At 67.6% G+C, this 16,998-nt stretch carries 16 protein-coding genes; 3 read left to right on the top strand and 13 right to left on the bottom strand.

The genetic code is table 11. From position 1 onward, the window contains the following. Positions 1-2: 2 nt before the first annotated feature. Genes imuA through M2395_RS02060 form a run of 3 tightly spaced genes read right to left on the bottom strand, consistent with a single transcriptional unit; the run spans position 3 to position 2,193 of the window. Positions 3-620 carry a translesion DNA synthesis-associated protein ImuA gene (gene imuA / locus M2395_RS02070; RefSeq protein ID WP_011061974.1) on the bottom strand — a complete coding sequence of 206 codons (618 nt, stop codon included), beginning with the start codon at positions 618-620 and terminating at the stop codon, positions 3-5. Then, complete coding sequence (gene lexA, locus M2395_RS02065) at positions 620-1,237, bottom strand: transcriptional repressor LexA (protein WP_015636117.1); 618 nt, start codon at positions 1,235-1,237, stop codon at positions 620-622. The genes imuA and lexA overlap by 1 nt, the downstream gene beginning before the upstream one ends. A 38-nt stretch (positions 1,238-1,275) precedes the next feature. Continuing rightward, positions 1,276-2,193, bottom strand: coding sequence for a LysR family transcriptional regulator (locus tag M2395_RS02060; RefSeq protein ID WP_123430524.1), 918 nt, complete (start codon positions 2,191-2,193; stop codon positions 1,276-1,278). A 103-nt stretch (positions 2,194-2,296) separates the two neighbouring features. Here M2395_RS02060 and M2395_RS02055 point away from each other — a divergent pair, with 103 nt between their 5' ends. Together M2395_RS02055 and M2395_RS02050 are read left to right on the top strand one after the other, a co-directional pair. Continuing rightward, a complete protein-coding gene (locus M2395_RS02055; protein WP_123430523.1) occupies positions 2,297-4,039 on the top strand; it encodes an amidohydrolase in 1,743 nt (580 codons plus the stop codon). Positions 4,040-4,140: 101 nt separating this feature from the next. Continuing rightward, entirely contained in the window at positions 4,141-4,878 is a 738-nt protein-coding gene (locus tag M2395_RS02050; RefSeq protein WP_047287778.1) for a TorF family putative porin, read from the top strand. A 195-nt stretch (positions 4,879-5,073) separates the two neighbouring features. On the opposite strand, the gene M2395_RS02045 is transcribed toward M2395_RS02050, so the two are convergent. The 3 genes from M2395_RS02045 to M2395_RS02035 form a co-directional block, all read right to left on the bottom strand. After that, entirely contained in the window at positions 5,074-6,042 is a 969-nt protein-coding gene (locus M2395_RS02045; RefSeq protein ID WP_185057782.1) for a Gfo/Idh/MocA family protein, read from the bottom strand. Between the two features lie 17 nt (positions 6,043-6,059). Continuing rightward, positions 6,060-6,947, bottom strand: a complete 888-nt coding sequence (locus M2395_RS02040; RefSeq protein ID WP_123430521.1) for a Dyp-type peroxidase — start codon at positions 6,945-6,947, stop codon at positions 6,060-6,062. Positions 6,948-7,220: 273 nt separating this feature from the next. Further along, positions 7,221-8,258: an AraC family transcriptional regulator gene (locus tag M2395_RS02035; protein WP_011061981.1), complete on the bottom strand. Its 1,038-nt coding sequence runs from the start codon at positions 8,256-8,258 to the stop codon at positions 7,221-7,223. A 260-nt stretch (positions 8,259-8,518) separates the two neighbouring features. Here M2395_RS02035 and M2395_RS02030 point away from each other — a divergent pair, with 260 nt between their 5' ends. Then, positions 8,519-9,463 carry a transporter gene (locus tag M2395_RS02030; RefSeq protein WP_123430520.1) on the top strand — a complete coding sequence of 315 codons (945 nt, stop codon included), beginning with the start codon at positions 8,519-8,521 and terminating at the stop codon, positions 9,461-9,463. Positions 9,464-9,690: 227 nt separating this feature from the next. On the opposite strand, the gene M2395_RS02025 is transcribed toward M2395_RS02030, so the two are convergent. The 7 genes from M2395_RS02025 to M2395_RS01995 form a co-directional block, all read right to left on the bottom strand. Then, positions 9,691-10,896, bottom strand: a complete 1,206-nt coding sequence (locus M2395_RS02025) for a DSD1 family PLP-dependent enzyme (protein ID WP_161467416.1) — start codon at positions 10,894-10,896, stop codon at positions 9,691-9,693. A gap of 85 nt (positions 10,897-10,981) precedes the next feature. Continuing rightward, on the bottom strand, positions 10,982-12,310 hold the full coding sequence (locus tag M2395_RS02020) for a D-arabinono-1,4-lactone oxidase (protein ID WP_185057781.1): 1,329 nt from the start codon (positions 12,308-12,310) through the stop codon (positions 10,982-10,984). An 86-nt stretch (positions 12,311-12,396) separates the two neighbouring features. Next, positions 12,397-12,804 carry a cytochrome c5 family protein gene (locus M2395_RS02015; protein WP_019093750.1) on the bottom strand — a complete coding sequence of 136 codons (408 nt, stop codon included), beginning with the start codon at positions 12,802-12,804 and terminating at the stop codon, positions 12,397-12,399. A 197-nt stretch (positions 12,805-13,001) separates the two neighbouring features. Beyond that, a complete protein-coding gene (locus M2395_RS02010; protein ID WP_123430518.1) occupies positions 13,002-13,823 on the bottom strand; it encodes an energy transducer TonB in 822 nt (273 codons plus the stop codon). Beyond that, the gene (gene tolR, locus M2395_RS02005) at positions 13,820-14,266 is read right to left on the bottom strand and encodes a protein TolR (RefSeq protein ID WP_053152573.1); all 447 of its coding nucleotides are present in this window, start codon (positions 14,264-14,266) and stop codon (positions 13,820-13,822) included. Before tolR ends, M2395_RS02010 begins: the two co-directional genes overlap by 4 nt. 16 nt (positions 14,267-14,282) lie before the next feature. Then, entirely contained in the window at positions 14,283-14,993 is a 711-nt protein-coding gene (tolQ, locus tag M2395_RS02000) for a protein TolQ (protein ID WP_015636129.1), read from the bottom strand. An 81-nt stretch (positions 14,994-15,074) separates the two neighbouring features. Next, positions 15,075-16,997, bottom strand: a complete 1,923-nt coding sequence (locus tag M2395_RS01995; protein ID WP_123430517.1) for a phytase — start codon at positions 16,995-16,997, stop codon at positions 15,075-15,077. Position 16,998 lies beyond the last annotated feature (1 nt).

Below are 16,998 nucleotides of genomic sequence, written 5' to 3'. Positions count from 1 at the left end.
CCTCAGTGCCCGGCGGGCCAGGCGATAGGCGCCGGATGGGCCAGCCCGCCCCGGCACTTGAGCACCCGCAACTGCCCGGGACGGCCTTGCACGGCAATTCGCAAGGCCGCCGGCGAGGGGTTGCGCGCCGTCTCCAGGGGGCGGTAGGCAAAGGCCAGGGTCTGGCCGCTTTCAGCCGCCACCTGCAGGCGCCGCAGGGCGCGATCGTCGGCTTGCTGCGGCCAGCACAGCACCGCGCCGCAACTGCCGGAACGCAGGCACTGCTCGGCGGCCCACAGGGCATCACGCTCCCCGGCCTGGATGATCGACAACTGGCGCACATCCACCCCGGCGTTCTGCCAGGCCTGGGGATAGGGCACGAACGGCGGCGCCACCAGCACGATGCGCTCCCCCGCCGCGCTCAGCCGCGCCAGGCTCGGCCACAGCAGTTGCAGCTCGCCCAGACCCTGGGCGGCAATGAGGATTTCGGTCAGTGCCGCTTCCGGCCAGCCGCCCGTGGGCAGCACCGCATCCAGGGCGGCATGCCCCGTGGGCTGCGGGCTGGCAGGCGCGGCGGCCGGGCGGCCTTTCCACACCCGCCCGGCATTGAACAGCGAATCCAGTGCGACCACGGCGCCCATCAGCCTTGCCTCACCAGACCGCAGAACACGCCTTCGATAAACAGTTCGTGGTCGGCCGTGACCTCGATCGGCTGGTAGGCCGGGTTGCGCGGCAACAGGCGAATGCCCTGCCCCTTGCGCTCGAAACGCTTGATGGTCACCTCACCGTCGAGGCGGGCGATCACGGTCTGGCCGTTGCGCGCCTCACTGCTGCGGCGCACTGCCACCAGATCACCGTCGAAGATGCCGTCGTCGATCATCGAATCGCCCTGGACCCGCAGCAGGTAATCCGGAGTGCGGGAGAACATCCCCGGGTCCAGCAGCAACTGGCCGTGTATGTCGGCATCGACGCCAATCGGCGCACCGGCGGCCACCCGCCCCAGCACCGGAATTTCCAGCAGCTCGGGGCGCCGTGGCTGGTTGAGCAGGCGAATGCCCCGGGCCTGATGCGGGTTGACCTCGATAAACCCGGCCTCGGTCAACGCCAGCACATGCTTGCGCGCCACGCTGCGCGAGGCGAAACCGAACGCCTGGCTGATTTCAGCAAGGCTCGGGGGCTGGCCGTGATCGGCGATGCGCTCGCGGATAAAGGTCAGGATGGCAGTGCGGCGGGGAGATAAAGTCGTCATGGAGTACATTTGTACTCCTCTCGGATTTATCTGACAAGAACCGCCAATCAGTCCAGGCCACGGCTGGCCAGGAAGCCGCTGACATAGTCGATGAATGCCTGCACCTTGGCGGTCGCTCGCCGGTGGCTGGGGTAGACCGCGAGGATGTGCGGCCCGAAGCTGTCCGGGTCGATCGCGTAGTCGGCCATCACCCGCACCAGGCGCCCGTCGGCCAGGTACGGTGCGGCGCTCCATAGCGGCGTGTGCAACAGGCCGCGCCCGGCCAGGGCATTGGCCAGCAGCAGGTCGTAATTGTCACTGCGCAGGCGTGGTGCCTGGGGCTGGGGCAGGCTCAGGCGCTGGCCGTCGCGCTCGGCCCACCAGAACTCCCGGCTGAGCAAGGGGTGGCGATACAACAGCCATTCATGTTCTTCGAGGGTCTGCGGGGTCACCGGCCGGCCCTTGCGCGCCAGGTAGGCCGGGCTGGCGCACAGGGCCAGGCGGTTGCTTCCGACCACCCGGGCAATCAGCCCCGGCAGGTCGTCATGGCCTTCGCGCAGGGCCAGGTCGTAGCCGCTTTCCAGCAGGTTGACGAACTCGTCGCACAGGTCCACTTGCAGATTGATCTGCGGGTACTGCTCAAGAAAACCACCACACACCTGATCCAGAAACGCCTGGCCGTAGGCCAGCGGCGCGGTGACCTTGAGGTTGCCGCGCAGACCGTGCTGCAGCTGCTCCACCTCCTCGCCCACCTCTTCCAGCCGCTGCAGCACCTGGCGCGCGGTCTCCAGGTAGAGCCGGCCGATTTCGGTGAGCACGATGCGCCGGGTACTGCGCTCGAACAGGCGCGAACCCAGCTCGGCCTCCAGGTGGTTGACCGCCTTGGTCAGGGCCGAGGGGGTCTTGCCCAACTGCTCCGCCGCCCGGCTGAAACTGCCCAGCTGGGCGGTGACCACGAACATCTTCAAGGCATTCAACTTGTCCATGGTTTTTCCACCCAGGCAAAAATGTTTTTCGTGAAGCAGCCGTTCTGCCCGCTGCGGGCAGTCCCTAAGCTGGCGATCAGACGCAATAACAAGGAAATGTTCAATGAAAAGATTGACCCCCACGCTGTTACTGGCCGCCATGAGTTTTGCCTCGTTGGAAGCCATGGCCGCCGCCGACCTGGTGCTGCTCAACGGCCAGGTGTTCACCGCCGACCGCGCCCAGCCCAAGGTCCAGGCCCTGGCGGTGGAGAACGGCAAGGTCCTGCAAGCCGGCAGCGATGCGCAGATCAAGGCACTGATCGACAGCCACACCCGGGTCGTCGACCTGGGCGGCAAGACCCTGATGCCGGGCCTGATCGACACCCACTCCCACGCGATCTTCGGTGGCCTGGAAATGACCGGCGCCAACCTGCAGGACGAGGTGGTCAGCCTCGACGAACTGGAAAAACGCCTGCGCGCCTGGCGTGACGACGGCAGCGCCCGGCATGCCGACGTGCTCAGCATCGCCGGCATGAGCTCGGCCTACTGGGCCCAGGCCCAGGCCCTGGGCCAGCGCTTCAACCAGGGTGAATGGGCCAGCGTACCGGTGGTGTTCACCGGCAGCGATCACCATACCGCCTGGGCCAATGACTTCATGCTCCAGCGCGCCGGCATCGACGCCGCCCTGCTCAAGAGCCTGCCCGAGGCCGAGCGCGGCACCATCGGCCAACTGCCCGACGGCCGCCCCAACGGTTTCCTGGTGGACGCTGGCTGGGACCGGGTGGCCGCGAAAATGCCGGTGCCGGGGCCCGAGCAGATGCTGCGCGCCGCGCAGTCGGCCCTGCATTACAACAACAGCCTGGGGATTACCGCCTGGATGGACCCGGCCGCCAACGCCGCCCCCGGCGAAGCGGTGTTCGCCCTCAAGCCCACCGAGCACACCGTCGGCGTGCTGCCGGCCTACAAGGCCCTGGCCGAGAGCGGCGGGATGACCGCCCATGTCGCCGCCCTGCTGGTGGCCAACCCCCGCAGCCGGCCGGCCGACCTCGACACCCTGGACAAGGTGCGCCAGCAGTTCCAGGGCATTCCCAACCTGACCCTGCCGGGCATCAAGATCTTCGCCGACGGGGTGATCGAATACCCGGCGCAGAGCGCAGCGATGCTCGAGCCTTACAGCAACTCGCACAAACCCGGCGAACTGCTGATCGACCCGGCGCATTTTGGCGAACTGGTCAGCGCCATCGACCAGCGCGGCTGGCTGGTGCACATCCACGCCATCGGCGACCGTGCGGTGCGTGAGTCGCTGAACGGCATCGAGCAGGCGCGCAAGGATCGCCAGAGCGGCATCAGCCACTCCATCACCCACCTGCAGATGGTCAACCCCAAGGAGTTCGCCCGCTTCAAGCCGCTCAACGTGATTGCCTCGATGCAACTGCTCTGGGCCTCGGCCGACGACTACACCCTGGACATGATCAAGCCCTACGTCAGTGCCCTGGCGTTCCGCTACCAGTACCCGGCGCACTCGCTGCTCAAGCAGGGCGCGACCCTCGCCGGCGCCAGCGACTGGCCGGTGTCGTCGCCCAACCCGTGGAACGCCATGGCCCAGGCCATCACCCGCCAGGGGCCACTGGGGGTGCTCAACGCCGACGAACACCTGGACCGCGAAACCCTGTTCTATGCCTACACCCAGAATGCCGCGCGCACATTGGGCCTGGAACAGCAGATCGGCTCGCTGACGGCCGGCAAGCAGGCCGACTTCATCGTCCTCGACCGCGACGTGTTTACCGTGGACGAAAAGGCCCTGCATGAAACCCAGGTGCTGCAGACCTGGTTCGCCGGCCGCGAGATCTACAGCCGCCCACTCTGACCCCGCGCCACCGTTGCACCGCCTGCCCCGCGCCCTGGTGACGCCGGGGTACGGCCCCGCCTTGCCCGCTCCCCCATAACAATCACAACAACGGGATACCCATGAAGACTCTCACCCTGCTCACCCTGGGCGCCGTGTGCCTGCTGCCGCAGGCCGGCCACGCCCTGCCCCTGACCGACGACCTGGCCGTGGAGCTGGAGCTGACCCTGGCCAGCGACTACCGCACCCGCGGCATCTCCCAGACCCAGAACGACCCCGCGGCCCAGGCGGCCGTGACCCTGCTGCACAGCAGCGGCCTGTACCTGGGCACCTGGAGCTCCAACGTCGATTTCGGCGGTGGCCTGAAGACCCGCCAGGAAGTCGACTACTACGGCGGCTGGCTGTGGCAGGCCAGCGCAGACATCAGCCTGGACCTGGGCTACCTGAAGTACAGCTACCCCCGGGAAGCCCAGTTCAACCAGAGCGAGGTGTACGGCATCCTCAGCGTCTACGGGGTCAAGCTGGGGGCCTATTACTCCGACGATGCCCCCGGCATCGACAGCCAGCAGAGCACCCTGTACCGCTACCTTGGCTACGAGACCCGACTGCCCCTGGAGCTGGGGCTGCAACTGCGCTACGGCCAGATGGACTTCAAGGACCCGCGGCTGATCCGCGCTTCGGGCCAGGGCGAGGACAGCTACCACGAATGGGAAGCCAAACTGACCCGGGAAATGGCCGGTCTGGAACTGGGCCTGAGCTACATCGACACCGACCTGTCCCGCAGCCAGTGCACCAGCAACTACGGCTTCAGCGACCTGTGCGGAGCGACCTGGGTGGCCAGCGTCAAGAAGACCTTCTGAGCGACCAGCCGCCCGCCCCCGTAGGAGCCGGCTTGCCGGCGAAGGGGCCCGAACGACTGGCACCCGCCTCAAGGCCGCCTTCGCTGGCAAGCCAGCGCCTACAAAAGCCCGCTGGAACAGGCCGGCAATGCGCCCCACAAACCCCGTAGAAGCCGGCTTGCCGACGAAGAGGCCCGACAGGCATGCGCCCTGGGATCAGCCGCGCTGCAGGATGCGGTCCATCACCCGGTCGGTCTTCAGGGCTTCGCTGGCCAGGGCCGGGTGCCGGATCTGGCCGCGGATATGGGCGTTCATGCCCTGCACGTGATGCCACTGGATGTGCGCGGGGTTGTCGATGAACAGGTTCAGGGTCTCTTCGGCTTCGAGTTGCAGCGGATGCTCGTCGAACACGGAAAAAGTGATGCGCCCCTGGCTGCCGACGATTTCCACCCGGTCTACCCGGCGGTCGGCGACGAAGTTCCAGGCGCCGCTGCCCAGCGCCCCACAGGCGAAGCGCCAACTGGCGCTGACCGCATCCTCGGCGGCATACAGCCCGGCCTGGCGGGTGCAGAAGCCGGCCACCTCGACGATATCGCCCAGCAGGTACTGGAACAGGTCCAGGCCATGGCTGGCCAAATCGGCGAAATAGCCGCCGCCGGCCACTTGCGGGTCGGTACGCCAGTTGGCCGCGCCGCTGCGGTCGGCCTCGGAGGCAGCCTTGCTCAGGCTCCAGTGCAGGTGCCGGACCTCCCCGATGCGCCCATCCGCCAGCCATTGCCGCACCTGCGCAAAGCGCGGCAAGGAGCGCCGGTAATAGGAGACGAACAGATGCAGCCCGGCCTGCTCGAAGGCCTGCTGCATGGCCAGGCTTTGCCCGGCATGCAGGGCCATGGGTTTTTCCACGCAGCAATGCTTGCCGGCGGCGGCCACTTGCAGGCTGTAGGCGTAATGGCTGTCGGGGGGCGTGGCGATGTACACCGCGTCCACCTCGGGGTCGTCGATCAGGGCCTGGGCATCGGTGTACCAGCGGGCAATGCCGTGGCGCTGTGCATAGTCGCGCACCGCCTCGGCCCGGCGCCCCATCACCGCCACCAGCGCCGACCCCGGAACCTTGTAGAAGGCCGGGCCACTCTTGCGCTCGGTGACACTGCCGCAACCGATCATGCCCCAGCGCACGGTCTGCAGCGGCTCGGCCCCGGTGTTCATTTCGACGCTTGCAGCGCGCGCAGGTCGAGCTGGCCGTTGTGCAGCGGCGGGCACCAGTAGTAGCCCCCGGTGATCGGCCGGCTCATGCGGTACAGGCCGTCGGTGATGCCGTCTTCCAGGCCGCTCATGCGCCGCAGTTGGGCTTCGAAGGCGTTCAGGGTGCGGCCAAAGGCAAGGAACATCAGGCCACCCTTGTCACCTTCGATCCACGGCATCGAGCGACGCACGAGAAAGGCTTCCGGGGCGAAGCTTTCCTGGGCGGTGCGCTTGACGTGGGCCGAGACCGGCGCGTCGTCCAGTTCTTCGTTGTCGCTCAGCCGCCGGCCCATGATGTGGTCGCGCTCTTGCTGCTGCATCGCGGCAAAGCCCTTGAAGTCGTGCTGCCATTGCTGGATCGCGGCAAAACTGCCACCGCGCAGGCCGTCTTCGCCCTCGGCCAGTGCCGCGGCCACGGCGGCTTCGTCCTGAGGGTTTTCGGTGCCGTCTTCATAACCGGTGAGGTCGTGGCCGGTCTTGTGGCGGAAGGTCTCGTTCATGCCGACCAGGCGCAAGGCCGGGGCCAGGGCGGCCGCCAGCTCGTTGCTGCGGTGCAGCAGCTCGCCGCGATCATCACCGTGCAGCCAGACCCACAGCGCGTGCTGGGTCGAAGGGTTGTCCACGCCCACGCCGGTCAGCGCCGGGAACGCCTTGAGCCCCTGCACTCGCGCGCCCAGGGCCTTGACCAGCGACGCGCCAAAACCTGCCACCGCCGTTGCGCCATCCACCCGTGCCAGCAACTGGTCGAGGGCCTGGGGCAACGCCTCGATGGACTCAAGGGCAAAGAACAGGTGGCGGGCCTGGGACGGAACGGGTGCAGCAAGGATGCCGGGCTGGTAGTAACTCATGGGAACTCCTGAATAAAGGCGCAGGAGTTTACCGCCATGGGCTGCCGGCGTCAGCGTCGAAACAGGCAAGGCTTGTCGCCGCTTGCGCGGCGACGTTGCAAGGCCGTGGTGAAAAGACCGGGCCGGGGTTGGCTGAGAACGGCATGGGCGGCATTGCGACGCAGCAGACGCGGGGATCTTGAGGCCGCTCAAGGTTCGACGGGAGATCGCCAAGCAAGGCCCTGCGGGCCTTTGCGCAGCCTCGCGGGCTCGGCAGCGGCTACAGGGCGGCCTTCAATGCAGCGCCGCCTCTTCGCGAAAGGCGCTGGGGCTCAGGCCGGTCCAGCGCTTGAAGGCCCGGCGGAAGCTGCGCACGTCGCTGTAGCCGACCTCTTCGGTGATGCGTTCGATGGACAGCTCCGGGTTGCCCAAGAGGTTCAGGGTTCGCGCCTGGCGCACCCGTTCCAGCAGCGCCTCGAAGGTCAGGCCGTGTTCGGTCAGGCGCCGGCGCAGGGTGCGCCCGCTCATGTTCAAATCCCCCGCCACCTGCTCGATGTGGCTGCCGGCCCGCAGGTCCCGGCTCAGGGCGCGCTCCACCGCCTGGATCAGGTCCATCTTCTGGTGCACCTGGGCGCTTTCCAGTTCCAGCAGCTTGAGCGCCTGGCGCAGCGCCACCGGATGATGGTTGGGCAGCGGCGCCTGCAACCAGCGGGCCTCGATCACCATGCGCGCCTGCAGACAGCCGAACTGCACGTGGGGGCCCAGCAACCGGGTATAGAGCTCGGCATAGGCCGGCGCGGCGTGCATGAACTCCACCCGTAGGGCCTGGAAATCCGCGCTGACCAGGGCCCGGCCATAGATCAGCAGGCTGGCGAAGAACTCTTCCGCAGCAAAGATCTGCACCTCGCCGTAGGGCAGGCGGCATTGCAGCTCGACAAAGAACTCTTCGCCCTGGCGCCCGACATCGGCGCTGACGATGGTGCCGGAGGTGTGCTGATGGCGGATGCCCAGCTCGAAGGCGTCGCCCAGGGTCCGGCACAACGACAACGCATGCCCCAGCAGGCCCAGGGTGCCCAGCACATTGCGGCTGCCGACCCAGAGCCCCAGGCCCTGCTGCGGCAATGCCGCCAGGGCACGTTCGATCATCGCCACCGCCTGGCGATAGGAGATGCGCAGGGTCGGGTCCTGCAGGTCGTCCAGGGTAAAGCCCAGGCCGCGACACAGGCGCTCGGCGCTGACGCCCTTGGCTTCGGCGACATCCGCCAGGGTCTGCAGCAGGAAGGGTGAAACCAGGGCCAGCTGGTCGTGGGCATCGGCGGCTTTGATCTGCATGGGAGTGGGCTTCCGGGCCGCTTGAGCGGCTGTTTTTATTGTCGGTCAGGCACCGGCGCCAAGGCTTCACCGGCGGTTCAAGCATATCCCGTTGCCTGGGGTTTTACGGGGGAATGTAACAAAGCATTGCAAAGTGTCCGACAAAGTCCCCCTCCCTGTCCGCCAATACCCTGCCCCGCGCCCGGCCCAGGGCTTATTTCTATGGGGCGGGCGGCGTGCCTGCCGCCGCGCCCCCACTAACAATAAGAATGAGCCCAACCATGCACCCGACCCGCCTCACTCGCTCCCTGCACCTGGGCGTGGCCCTGGCCGCCTGCGCCAGCCTGAATGCCCAGGCCACCGAATCCGGGGTCGACAATATCGGCCCCGGCACGGACGGCTTCTACGTGCTGCCCCTGAGCCCCGACCAGCTCCCGGAGCACATGTTCGCCTTCAACCTCTACTACAACCATTACCAGGCCAGGAAGCTCGACATCAGCTCCTTTGGCGGCAAGGTCCAGGAGGTCAGGATCACCTCCGACGCGATCATCCCGCGCCTGGACTACCTGAGCCCGCTGCGGGTCCTGGGCGGGCGCCTGGGGGGCTACGTGGCCCAGCCCTACCTACGCCAGCAGGTGTCGCTGTACGGCCAGAGCGACCGCCGCGAAAGCATGGGCGATACCACCTTCGCGCCGATCATCCTGTGGGACATGGGCCCCGACCTGACCCTGGGCGCGGCCTTGGAAGTGACCCTGCCCACCGGGCAGTACGATGCCGACCGGCTGGCCAACACCAGCAACAACTTCACCACCTACAAGCCGCTGTTCTCCATGACCTGGCTGCCCAGCGAGCGTACCGAGCTGTCGTTCAAGAGCACCTACAGCTTCAACCAGGAAAACCACGCCACCCACTACCGTTCCGGGCAGATCTTGCACTTCGACTATTCGGCCAGCTACCGCCTGACCGACGACCTGAGCCTGGGGCTCAACGGCTACTACCTGAAGCAGACCACCGACGACAAACAGAACGGCAAGACCGTGACCTTCATGGGCGAGGACGTGAGTGACGGGGTACGCGGGCAAGTGCTCGCCATCGGCCCGGCGCTGCACCTGCGTTTTCTCAAGTACGCCAGCGCCGAGATCCGCTGGGCCAAGGAGTTCGATGTGGAAAACCGCCCCGAGGGCGACATGCTCTGGGCCAAGCTGACCATTCCCTTTGCCCTGTGAAACCCGCGGCAGCCTTGAAGCTGCTGCGGGCTCGGCGGGAGATCGCCAGGCAAGGCCCTGCGGGCCTTTGCGCAGCATCGCCGGAGCTCGGCAGCGGCTACAGGCGGTTGCCGGGACGCGTTTCGTGTAGCCGCTGCCGCAGGCTGCGAACGGCCCGTAGGGACGCGGCGTTCTTAAGGCCGACAGCGCTCCGACGGAGGATCGCCAGGCAAGGGCTATACGTGGGATCAGTACACCGGCCAGCGTTCGACGATGCGCCCGCCGCGCAGGGCCAGCAGGTCGCCAAACTGCAGCAGTACCGCTTCGCTCTGCTGCGGGCGCAGGAAGACCTGGTCGTCCACTTGCAAGCCCACGGCGCGGGAGCCGTTGACCATCTCCTGGTTGGAGCTGCGACCGAACAGCTCGTTGCTCTGCAGACCCGCCGGCGATTCGAAATCCGCCAGCCAGTGGCCGCCATAGATGAAGAAGGTCTGGCGCTGGTTGCGGTCCCACCAGGAGAACAGCCGCGACTTGTCGTCCAGGGCCGGGATCCGCACCGGCCCGGTACTCTTGAGCACCGGGGTGGCGATAAAGGCGGCCGGCACGTGCTGCTCCAGGGACGCCAGGTCGTAGTGGCTGGGCTTGAGCAGTGCGGTGCCCACCGACACTTCGCTGCTCAGGGATTCCTGCTCGTGGCGACGGTAGCTGGGGCTGCCGGCGGTATTGAGGGTCAGGCCGGCGTGCCACAGCGCCGGGTACTGCTGGCGGGTGAAGTCGACAAAACCGTTGTAGAGCGCCATGACCTGGTCGAACAGGCTTTGCGGCGAGCCCAGAATCCCCGGCACGCCCATGTCGACAAAGGGGTCGTAGCCCATGAACCCGGCAAACTCCAGGTGCCGGGGGTGGGCGCTGATCAGCGCCAGCATCTGCCCGAGCACGGCATGGTCCGCCACGCCGCCACGGTGCAGTCCCACATCCAGTTCGATGTTGATGCGCATCCGCGTGCCCAGGCCCTGGGCCAGCGCTAGGTACTGCTGCAGGCGTTCGGGGGTATCGAGCAGCCATTGCAGTTGCCGGCGCGGGTCGAACGGCCCCTTGAGCTGCTGGTAGAACAGCTCGACGGCGCGGATCGGCAGGGGTTTACCGAGGAGGATATCGGCGTCGGCAAATACCTCGGCGTCGTGGTTGAGAAACGGCTGGTGGAAGGACATCAGGCGCCGGGTACCGGCGCGCTGGGCGATGTAGGCCAGGAGCCCGGGCGATGGCAGGGATTTTTCCACCAGGCGCAGGTGCTTGCCACCGCGCTGCACCGACTGCATGACCACATCGATGTTGTGGTCCAGGCGATCCAGGTCGATCAGCATCACCGGTTGCATCGGCCCGTGGGCCTTGAGCTCGCGATTGAGCTCGGCGAAGTACGGGCTGTAGGGCAGGCCCCGGTCGCCGGGCCGCAGCCAGGCGCCGACACCGGCCAGCAAGACTCCGGCCCCCAGGGTGCCGGCCATGAAATGACGACGGTTCATTGTGCGCATCTCCTGTTCACGCCACACCCAGCACAGAGGCCAGGTGGGCGTTGATGAATTTGCCTTGCGGGTCCAGTGCCTGGCGCACCCTGGCGAAGGCTGCCCATTGCGGGTACAGCCCCTGCAGGGTGCGGGCGTTGAGGCTGTGGTGCTTGCCCCAGTGCGGGCGCCCCTGGTACTTCCAGAAGATCGGCTCCACGGCGGCGAAGAAGTTGTGGTGGTCCATGCTGTAGTGCTGGTGCACCGAGATCGAACAGCTGTCGCGACCTTCGAACATGCTCAGGGGAATGTCGTCGGCCTTGACGTAGCGGTACTCGATGGGAAACCAGGTGCGCAGGTCCTTGTCGCGGATCAGCGCGAGGATCTCGCGCAGGCACGCCGGCCCCAGGTGCGCCGGCACCGAGTACTCCATTTCGTTGAAGCGCACGCTGCGCACGTTAGCGTAGATCTGGTAGGAATCCCCCACCCGCTCATCGAAGCGCGCCAGCCAGCGCAGGCTATTGAGCAGGTGGCGGCGGGTCTCGGGGAAGTCGCTGACGTACTTGTCGAGGTTTTCGATCAGGTTGACGAACTCGTTGCCGCCCTCCTCGGCCGGGTCCCTGGGCGGGGTCGGCGGTTCCGTGGTTTCGTTCAGGGCCACCGCCAGGGCGTAGTCGGAGTGGGTGACCACGAGCATTTCCCAGTGCTGGTTGTCGCGGGTCAGGTTGTCCATGTCCTCCAGCAGTTCCTCGGTCTTGCCGATCCACTGTTTTTCCCGCAGGCGATAAGCCTCGCGGTTCTGCAGGCGCACCCGGGTCGCCACCCCCAGCGCGCCGAGGGACACCCGGGCGGCGTGGAACACCTCGGCGTTGCGCCGGGGGTCGCAGTCCAGCACTTCGCCGCTGGCGGTCACCAGTTGCAGCCCGCAGACCCGGGACGAATAGGAACCGAAGCCGACCCCGGTGCCGTGGGTGGAAGTGGCAATCGCCCCGGCCAGGGTCTGGTAGTCGATATCCGCCATGTTCCACAGCGCCTGCCCCACCTCCTTGAGCGCCGGGCCCATCAGCGACATGGGCGTGCCGGCGGCGAATTCGGCTTGCAAGGTCTTGGGGTCGTGGTCCAGCAGGCCGTTGAAATAGGCCAGGGACAGCAAGGTGCCGTCGGTGGGCACCAGGGCGCTGAAGGAGTGCCCGGCACCCACCGGGCGGATCTTGCCCGGGGCCTGGCGGACCACCTGGCGCAGTTCATCCAGGTCCTTGGGCGCCAGCCGCGCCTGGGGCAGGCAGCTTTGCGCGCCGGACCAGTTGCGCCAGGGAATCAGCCGCGGGGCGCGGGCCAGTTCGGCCAGCAGCGGGTTGCTGCACAGCGCGCTGAACGCGCCGAGGGCGCCGGCCCCTTGCAGCAGCCGGCGTCGGGAAAGGTGCATGACCATGAAGGGGGAACCTGTGCTTTTTATTGGAATGAATGGCCGGACATGAAGCTGATCAGGGCCAGGAACTGCTCTTCGCTGCACTGCATGCACTGGCCCATGGGCGGCATGCCCTGGTAGCCGTTGATGCTGTGGTCCAGCAGGGTGTCGGCGCCCTGGGCCAGGCGCGGCGCCCAGGCCTTGGCATCGCCGGCCAGGGGGGCGCCGGAGGCCGGGTTGGCATGGCACAGCTGGCAGCTGCTGGCGTAGACCTGGGCCAGGGCCGGGTCGGCCGGGCTCTGGCGGGCGGCGTCGAGGCGCACGGCAGCAGGCGGTTCAGCCTCGCCGCAGGCGCTCAGCAGCAGACCCAGGGCCAGGCCCAGGGCGCTACGAATCGGTAGCCAAGAGTGGCGCCGCAACGGGCGCAAACAGGCGGGGGTGACAGTGGGCATCGGCGGTCCTCAGTGCGGCCAGGGCAAGGGGCCCGCCCCGGCGACAGCGGCGGACCACACCCGGCCACACTAAGACACCCGCGCCCCGGGGTTGAGGGCATTGGCGGCCAGCCAAGGGGACAGGCTCGGCCAGCCAGGGCGCGCACGGTCAGCCAGAGGCTGCCTGCATGGCAACGGGCCCATGCCTGCCCCGCGCCTTACTTGATCCGGTAGTGGAAGGTGTTGCGCACCGCCGGCACCGTTACCGCCTGGCCGTCGATCAGCCGCGGCTGATAACGGAAGGTCGCCACCGCTGCCAGGGACGGGCGCATGAACAGGGGGTGGCAACCGTCGATGACCTTGGGGTTCTCCACCCGCCCCTGGGGGTTGACGCTGTATTCCACGGTGCAGTCGCCTTCCAGATTCTTGTCCAGGGCCCGTTGCGGGTAGTCCGGGGCCTCCTTGCTCAGGGGCTGGTACTGGCGACTGTCGGCCGCCGCCTGGGCCGCCTGCTGGCGCGTGCGCTCGGCAGCCAGCCGCGACTGTTCGGCACGCTGGGCCTGCGCTTGTTCCTGGGCCACACGTTGCTCGGTATCGCGCTGGCGCTGCTCGGCCTCCAGGCGCTCGCGCTGCTGGCGCTGCTGCTCCTGCACCTGCTCACGTTTCTTGTCTTCCACCCGCTTGCGCGCCAGGGCCGCCTGCTCCAGCTTCTGCGCCTGTACCTGGGGGTCAACCCGGGGCCTGGCCGGCTCCGGCGCAGCCGCGGGCGGTGGCGTTGACGGTGGCTGTGGCGCCACCTCGGCCACCGCCGGCAGCGGTTCCGCGGGGGCGGCAGGCGGCGCCAGCATCACCAGTTGGGTGGTCAGTACCGGCGGCGTCTCGACCTGCGGCTTGTCCACCGACCAGCCCAGCGCCAGCGCCCCCAGCACTCCGGCGTGCAGGGCCAGGGCCAGGCTGGCCGCCAGGCTGTTGCGCCAGAAGCCGGACGCCTCGGGCCGCAGGGGCATCGCGGTGGGGTTGTGCATGATCATCGCCGTCATTGCGGGGCCTCGGTCACCAGCCCCAGGTTGTGTACCCCACCCTGCTGCAACGCGGCCATGGCCGCCACCACGCTGGAATAGGCGGCGTCCTGGTCGGCGCGGATATACACCTGGGTGTCGCCGCGCCGGGCAATCACCTGGGCCACCTTGGCGCGCATCTGCTCAAGGTCCACAGCGCTGTCGGTCTGATTGCGGGTGTCCAGTTCGCTGCCCAGGTTCCAGTAGTAGCCGCCACCGGCCTGCACCGACAGGGTGAGGATCTGCTGGCGGCTGTCGGTGGCCAGGGCTTCGCTGGCGACCTTGGGCAATTCGATCTTCACCCCCTGGGTGAGCATCGGCGCGGTGACCATGAAGATCACCAGCAGCACCAGCATCACGTCGATGTAGGGCACCACGTTCATTTCCGCCTTGGGTCCGTGCTTGCGTTGCGGCCGGGTCAACATCGGCTTGCTCCTTCTCTCAGGCGGCCACGGCCAGGTGGCTCGGGGCGCCCTGCAAGGTGCGATGCAGGCGTACTTGCAGTTCATTGCCAAAGGCGTAGTAGCGGGTCAGCAGGGTCTGGCTGCGGGCCGAAAAGCGGTTGTAGGCAATCACCGCGGGAATGGCCGCGAACAGGCCGATGGCGGTGGCGATCAGCGCCTCGGCAATGCCCGGGGCCACGGTGGAAAGGGTCGCTTGCTGCACCTGGGACAGGCCGAGGAAGGAATTCATGATCCCCCACACGGTGCCGAACAGGCCGATATAGGGGCTTACCGAACCCACAGTGGCGAGAAACTGCAGGCCCTTTTCCAGGCGGGTTTCCTGCTCGCTGATGGCCACGTACAAGGCCCGTTCCACACCCTCCAGCACCCCTTCTCCGGCACCGCCGGGCTGGCCGCGCAGGTGGCTGAACTCCTGGTAGCCGGCGGCAAAGATCGGCTCCACGCCGCCTTCGGCGTCGCTGCCCTTGGCCACTTCGCGGTACAGCGGCAGCAGCTCGGGGGCGGCGCGAAAACGCTGGATGAAAGCCTGGAAGCGCAGCTCACGACCGCGCAGCACGGCGCCACGCTGGATGATCAGGTACCAGCTGAGCAAGGACGCCAGGAGCAAGGTCAGCATCACCGCCTTGACCAACAGGCTGGCATCGCTGATCAGCCCCCAGATGCTCATGTGTTCGAGTGTGGCCTGCATGGTGGAACTCCTTCTCGGGTGCCCGCCTGGGCTGGCGGGGCTATTCGATGACATTCAAATGACAAGGTGATGACCGCCGGCTCAGGGCAGCTTCAGGGCCTGGGTGACCTCGGCCCAGGGCACGAACTTGAAGTTCTGGGTCTGCTCGGGCATGCGCTTGCGCCCGTCCTGGACCACCAGCAGGCCCTGGCTCCAGGGCCCGCCGAGGTTGGCCGAGGTGACTTCCAGGCCATCGGTTTCCGAGGCGCCGTCGATCCCCGCACGGGCGTTGAGGCTGACCCGGAAGGCGCCATGGGAAGCGAACGGCGGTTCGGCATCCAGCACCAGGTAGCTGTCGTTGCCCTGGCTGGAAATCACCAGGTAGTCGCGGGCGTTGCTCTGGTACAGGGCCAGGCCCTCGACATCGGCCTGCAACAGGCCGCCGACCTTGATCACGCTGTGCAGGGTCGCCGGCTGCTCGGGCCGGGCATCCACCGCCCACACGCCAACGTCCTCTTCACCGAGGAACAGGCGCTGGCGCTGGTCATCGGCGACACAGCCCTCGGGCTGGCTGGCCACCTTGAACCGGCGCACCAGCTCGCCCTGGGCGGTACCGCCGGGGGCGCTCAGGCGGTACTGGACGAAGGTGCCGTCCTTGTCGTTGGCAATGGCGTAGATCTCGCCACTGGCCGGCTGGAACAGGCAGATGCCGTAGATTTCCTTGAGCGGCGTGGGCACCTCCCCGGCCTCGCTCAGCTCGCCGCTGGCGCGGTCGATGGAGAACAGGCTGAGGCTGTTGCGGTCGCGGTTACTGGCCACGGCCAGGTCCACACGGCGCTCGCCGAGCTGGAAGTTGGGCCGCACGTCGACGTTGTTCAGGCGCCCCACTGCCAGCTCCTGCAACAGCTTGCCCTGCAGGTCGTAGGCCAGCAGGCCCTGCTTCTTGTTGGTGCCCAGCACCCGGCTCAGGGAGGGCTGCTGCGGGTGGACCCAGATCGCCGGGTCATCGGCGGCATCGCCCTGGCGCCCCACCGGCTCGCTCTGTGCCGCCGCCTGTACGGTGGGCAATACCGGCGGCAGGGCCAGCGAGGTGGCCTGCCAGTTCAACTGGCCCTGGTACAGGCGCCCGTCCTCGTCATCGCGCAGCAAGACCTGCAGGCCTTTGTCGCTGGCGCGCAGGGCGATGTTTTCCGGTTCCTTGAGGCCGGCCAGGGGCAACGTGGCCTGGGCCACCCAGCCTTTTTCCTGCTGCTGATAGAGATGCAGTTGCGCGGCCTTCGGGTCCAGGCCCAGCACCCCGCCCGGCACCAGGGCCATGGCCCCGGCGCTTTTCCTGATGTCGCCAAAGGGCGCGCGCAGGGCCACCGGCTGGCGCGCGGTGTCGGCTTCGGCATGGGCCGGGTAGGCCCACCAGCCGACATTCTGTTCATTGACCAGCAGTTGCTGGGCGGCGTCGTCCACCTGGCAGAACTTGGCCTCCGGCGGCAGGGGCAGGCCACGTACCCGCTGCGGCTCGGCGCTCAGTTGCGCGCCGTGGCCCACCAGCCACTGCTCGCCCTTGCCCTCCTCGCCCACCAGGAACAGGAACAGGTTGCTGGCCTCGTCGCGGTACAGGCACAGGCCGTTGACCGGGTAGTCCCGAGTGGGCAGGTACAACGGCTGGCCCCAGGTGCGGCTGGCCGGGTCGAGGCTCACCAGCAGTGCCTGCTGGCGCTGGTTGTCGAGGCTGGCCACCAGCAGTTGCCCACCGGCGGCGCGGCTGTCCAGGCCGTTGAACGAGCCCTTGAAGCGGGCCAGCTGGCGGCCCTGTTCGTCCACCAGCAACAGGCCTTCGCGCTCGCTGGCCAGCAGCCGGTCGGCGCCTGTGCCGGCGGGCACGAAACCCAGGCCGGTAACGCCCGGGGTCTGCTCGGCCCAGGGCTTGAGGTTCAGGCCGGGCATGCTGGGGGCAGCCAGGGCGGCGCCACAGGTCAAGCCAATGCACAGGGCCAGCAGGCCATTTCTTGCGGTCGATACAGTGCTCATC

Origin of the sequence: Pseudomonas sp. BIGb0176, assembly GCF_024810175.1 — a bacterium.
Lineage (GTDB): Bacteria > Pseudomonadota > Gammaproteobacteria > Pseudomonadales > Pseudomonadaceae > Aquipseudomonas > Aquipseudomonas protegens.
This window is presented reverse-complemented; position numbering and strand designations above follow the sequence as displayed.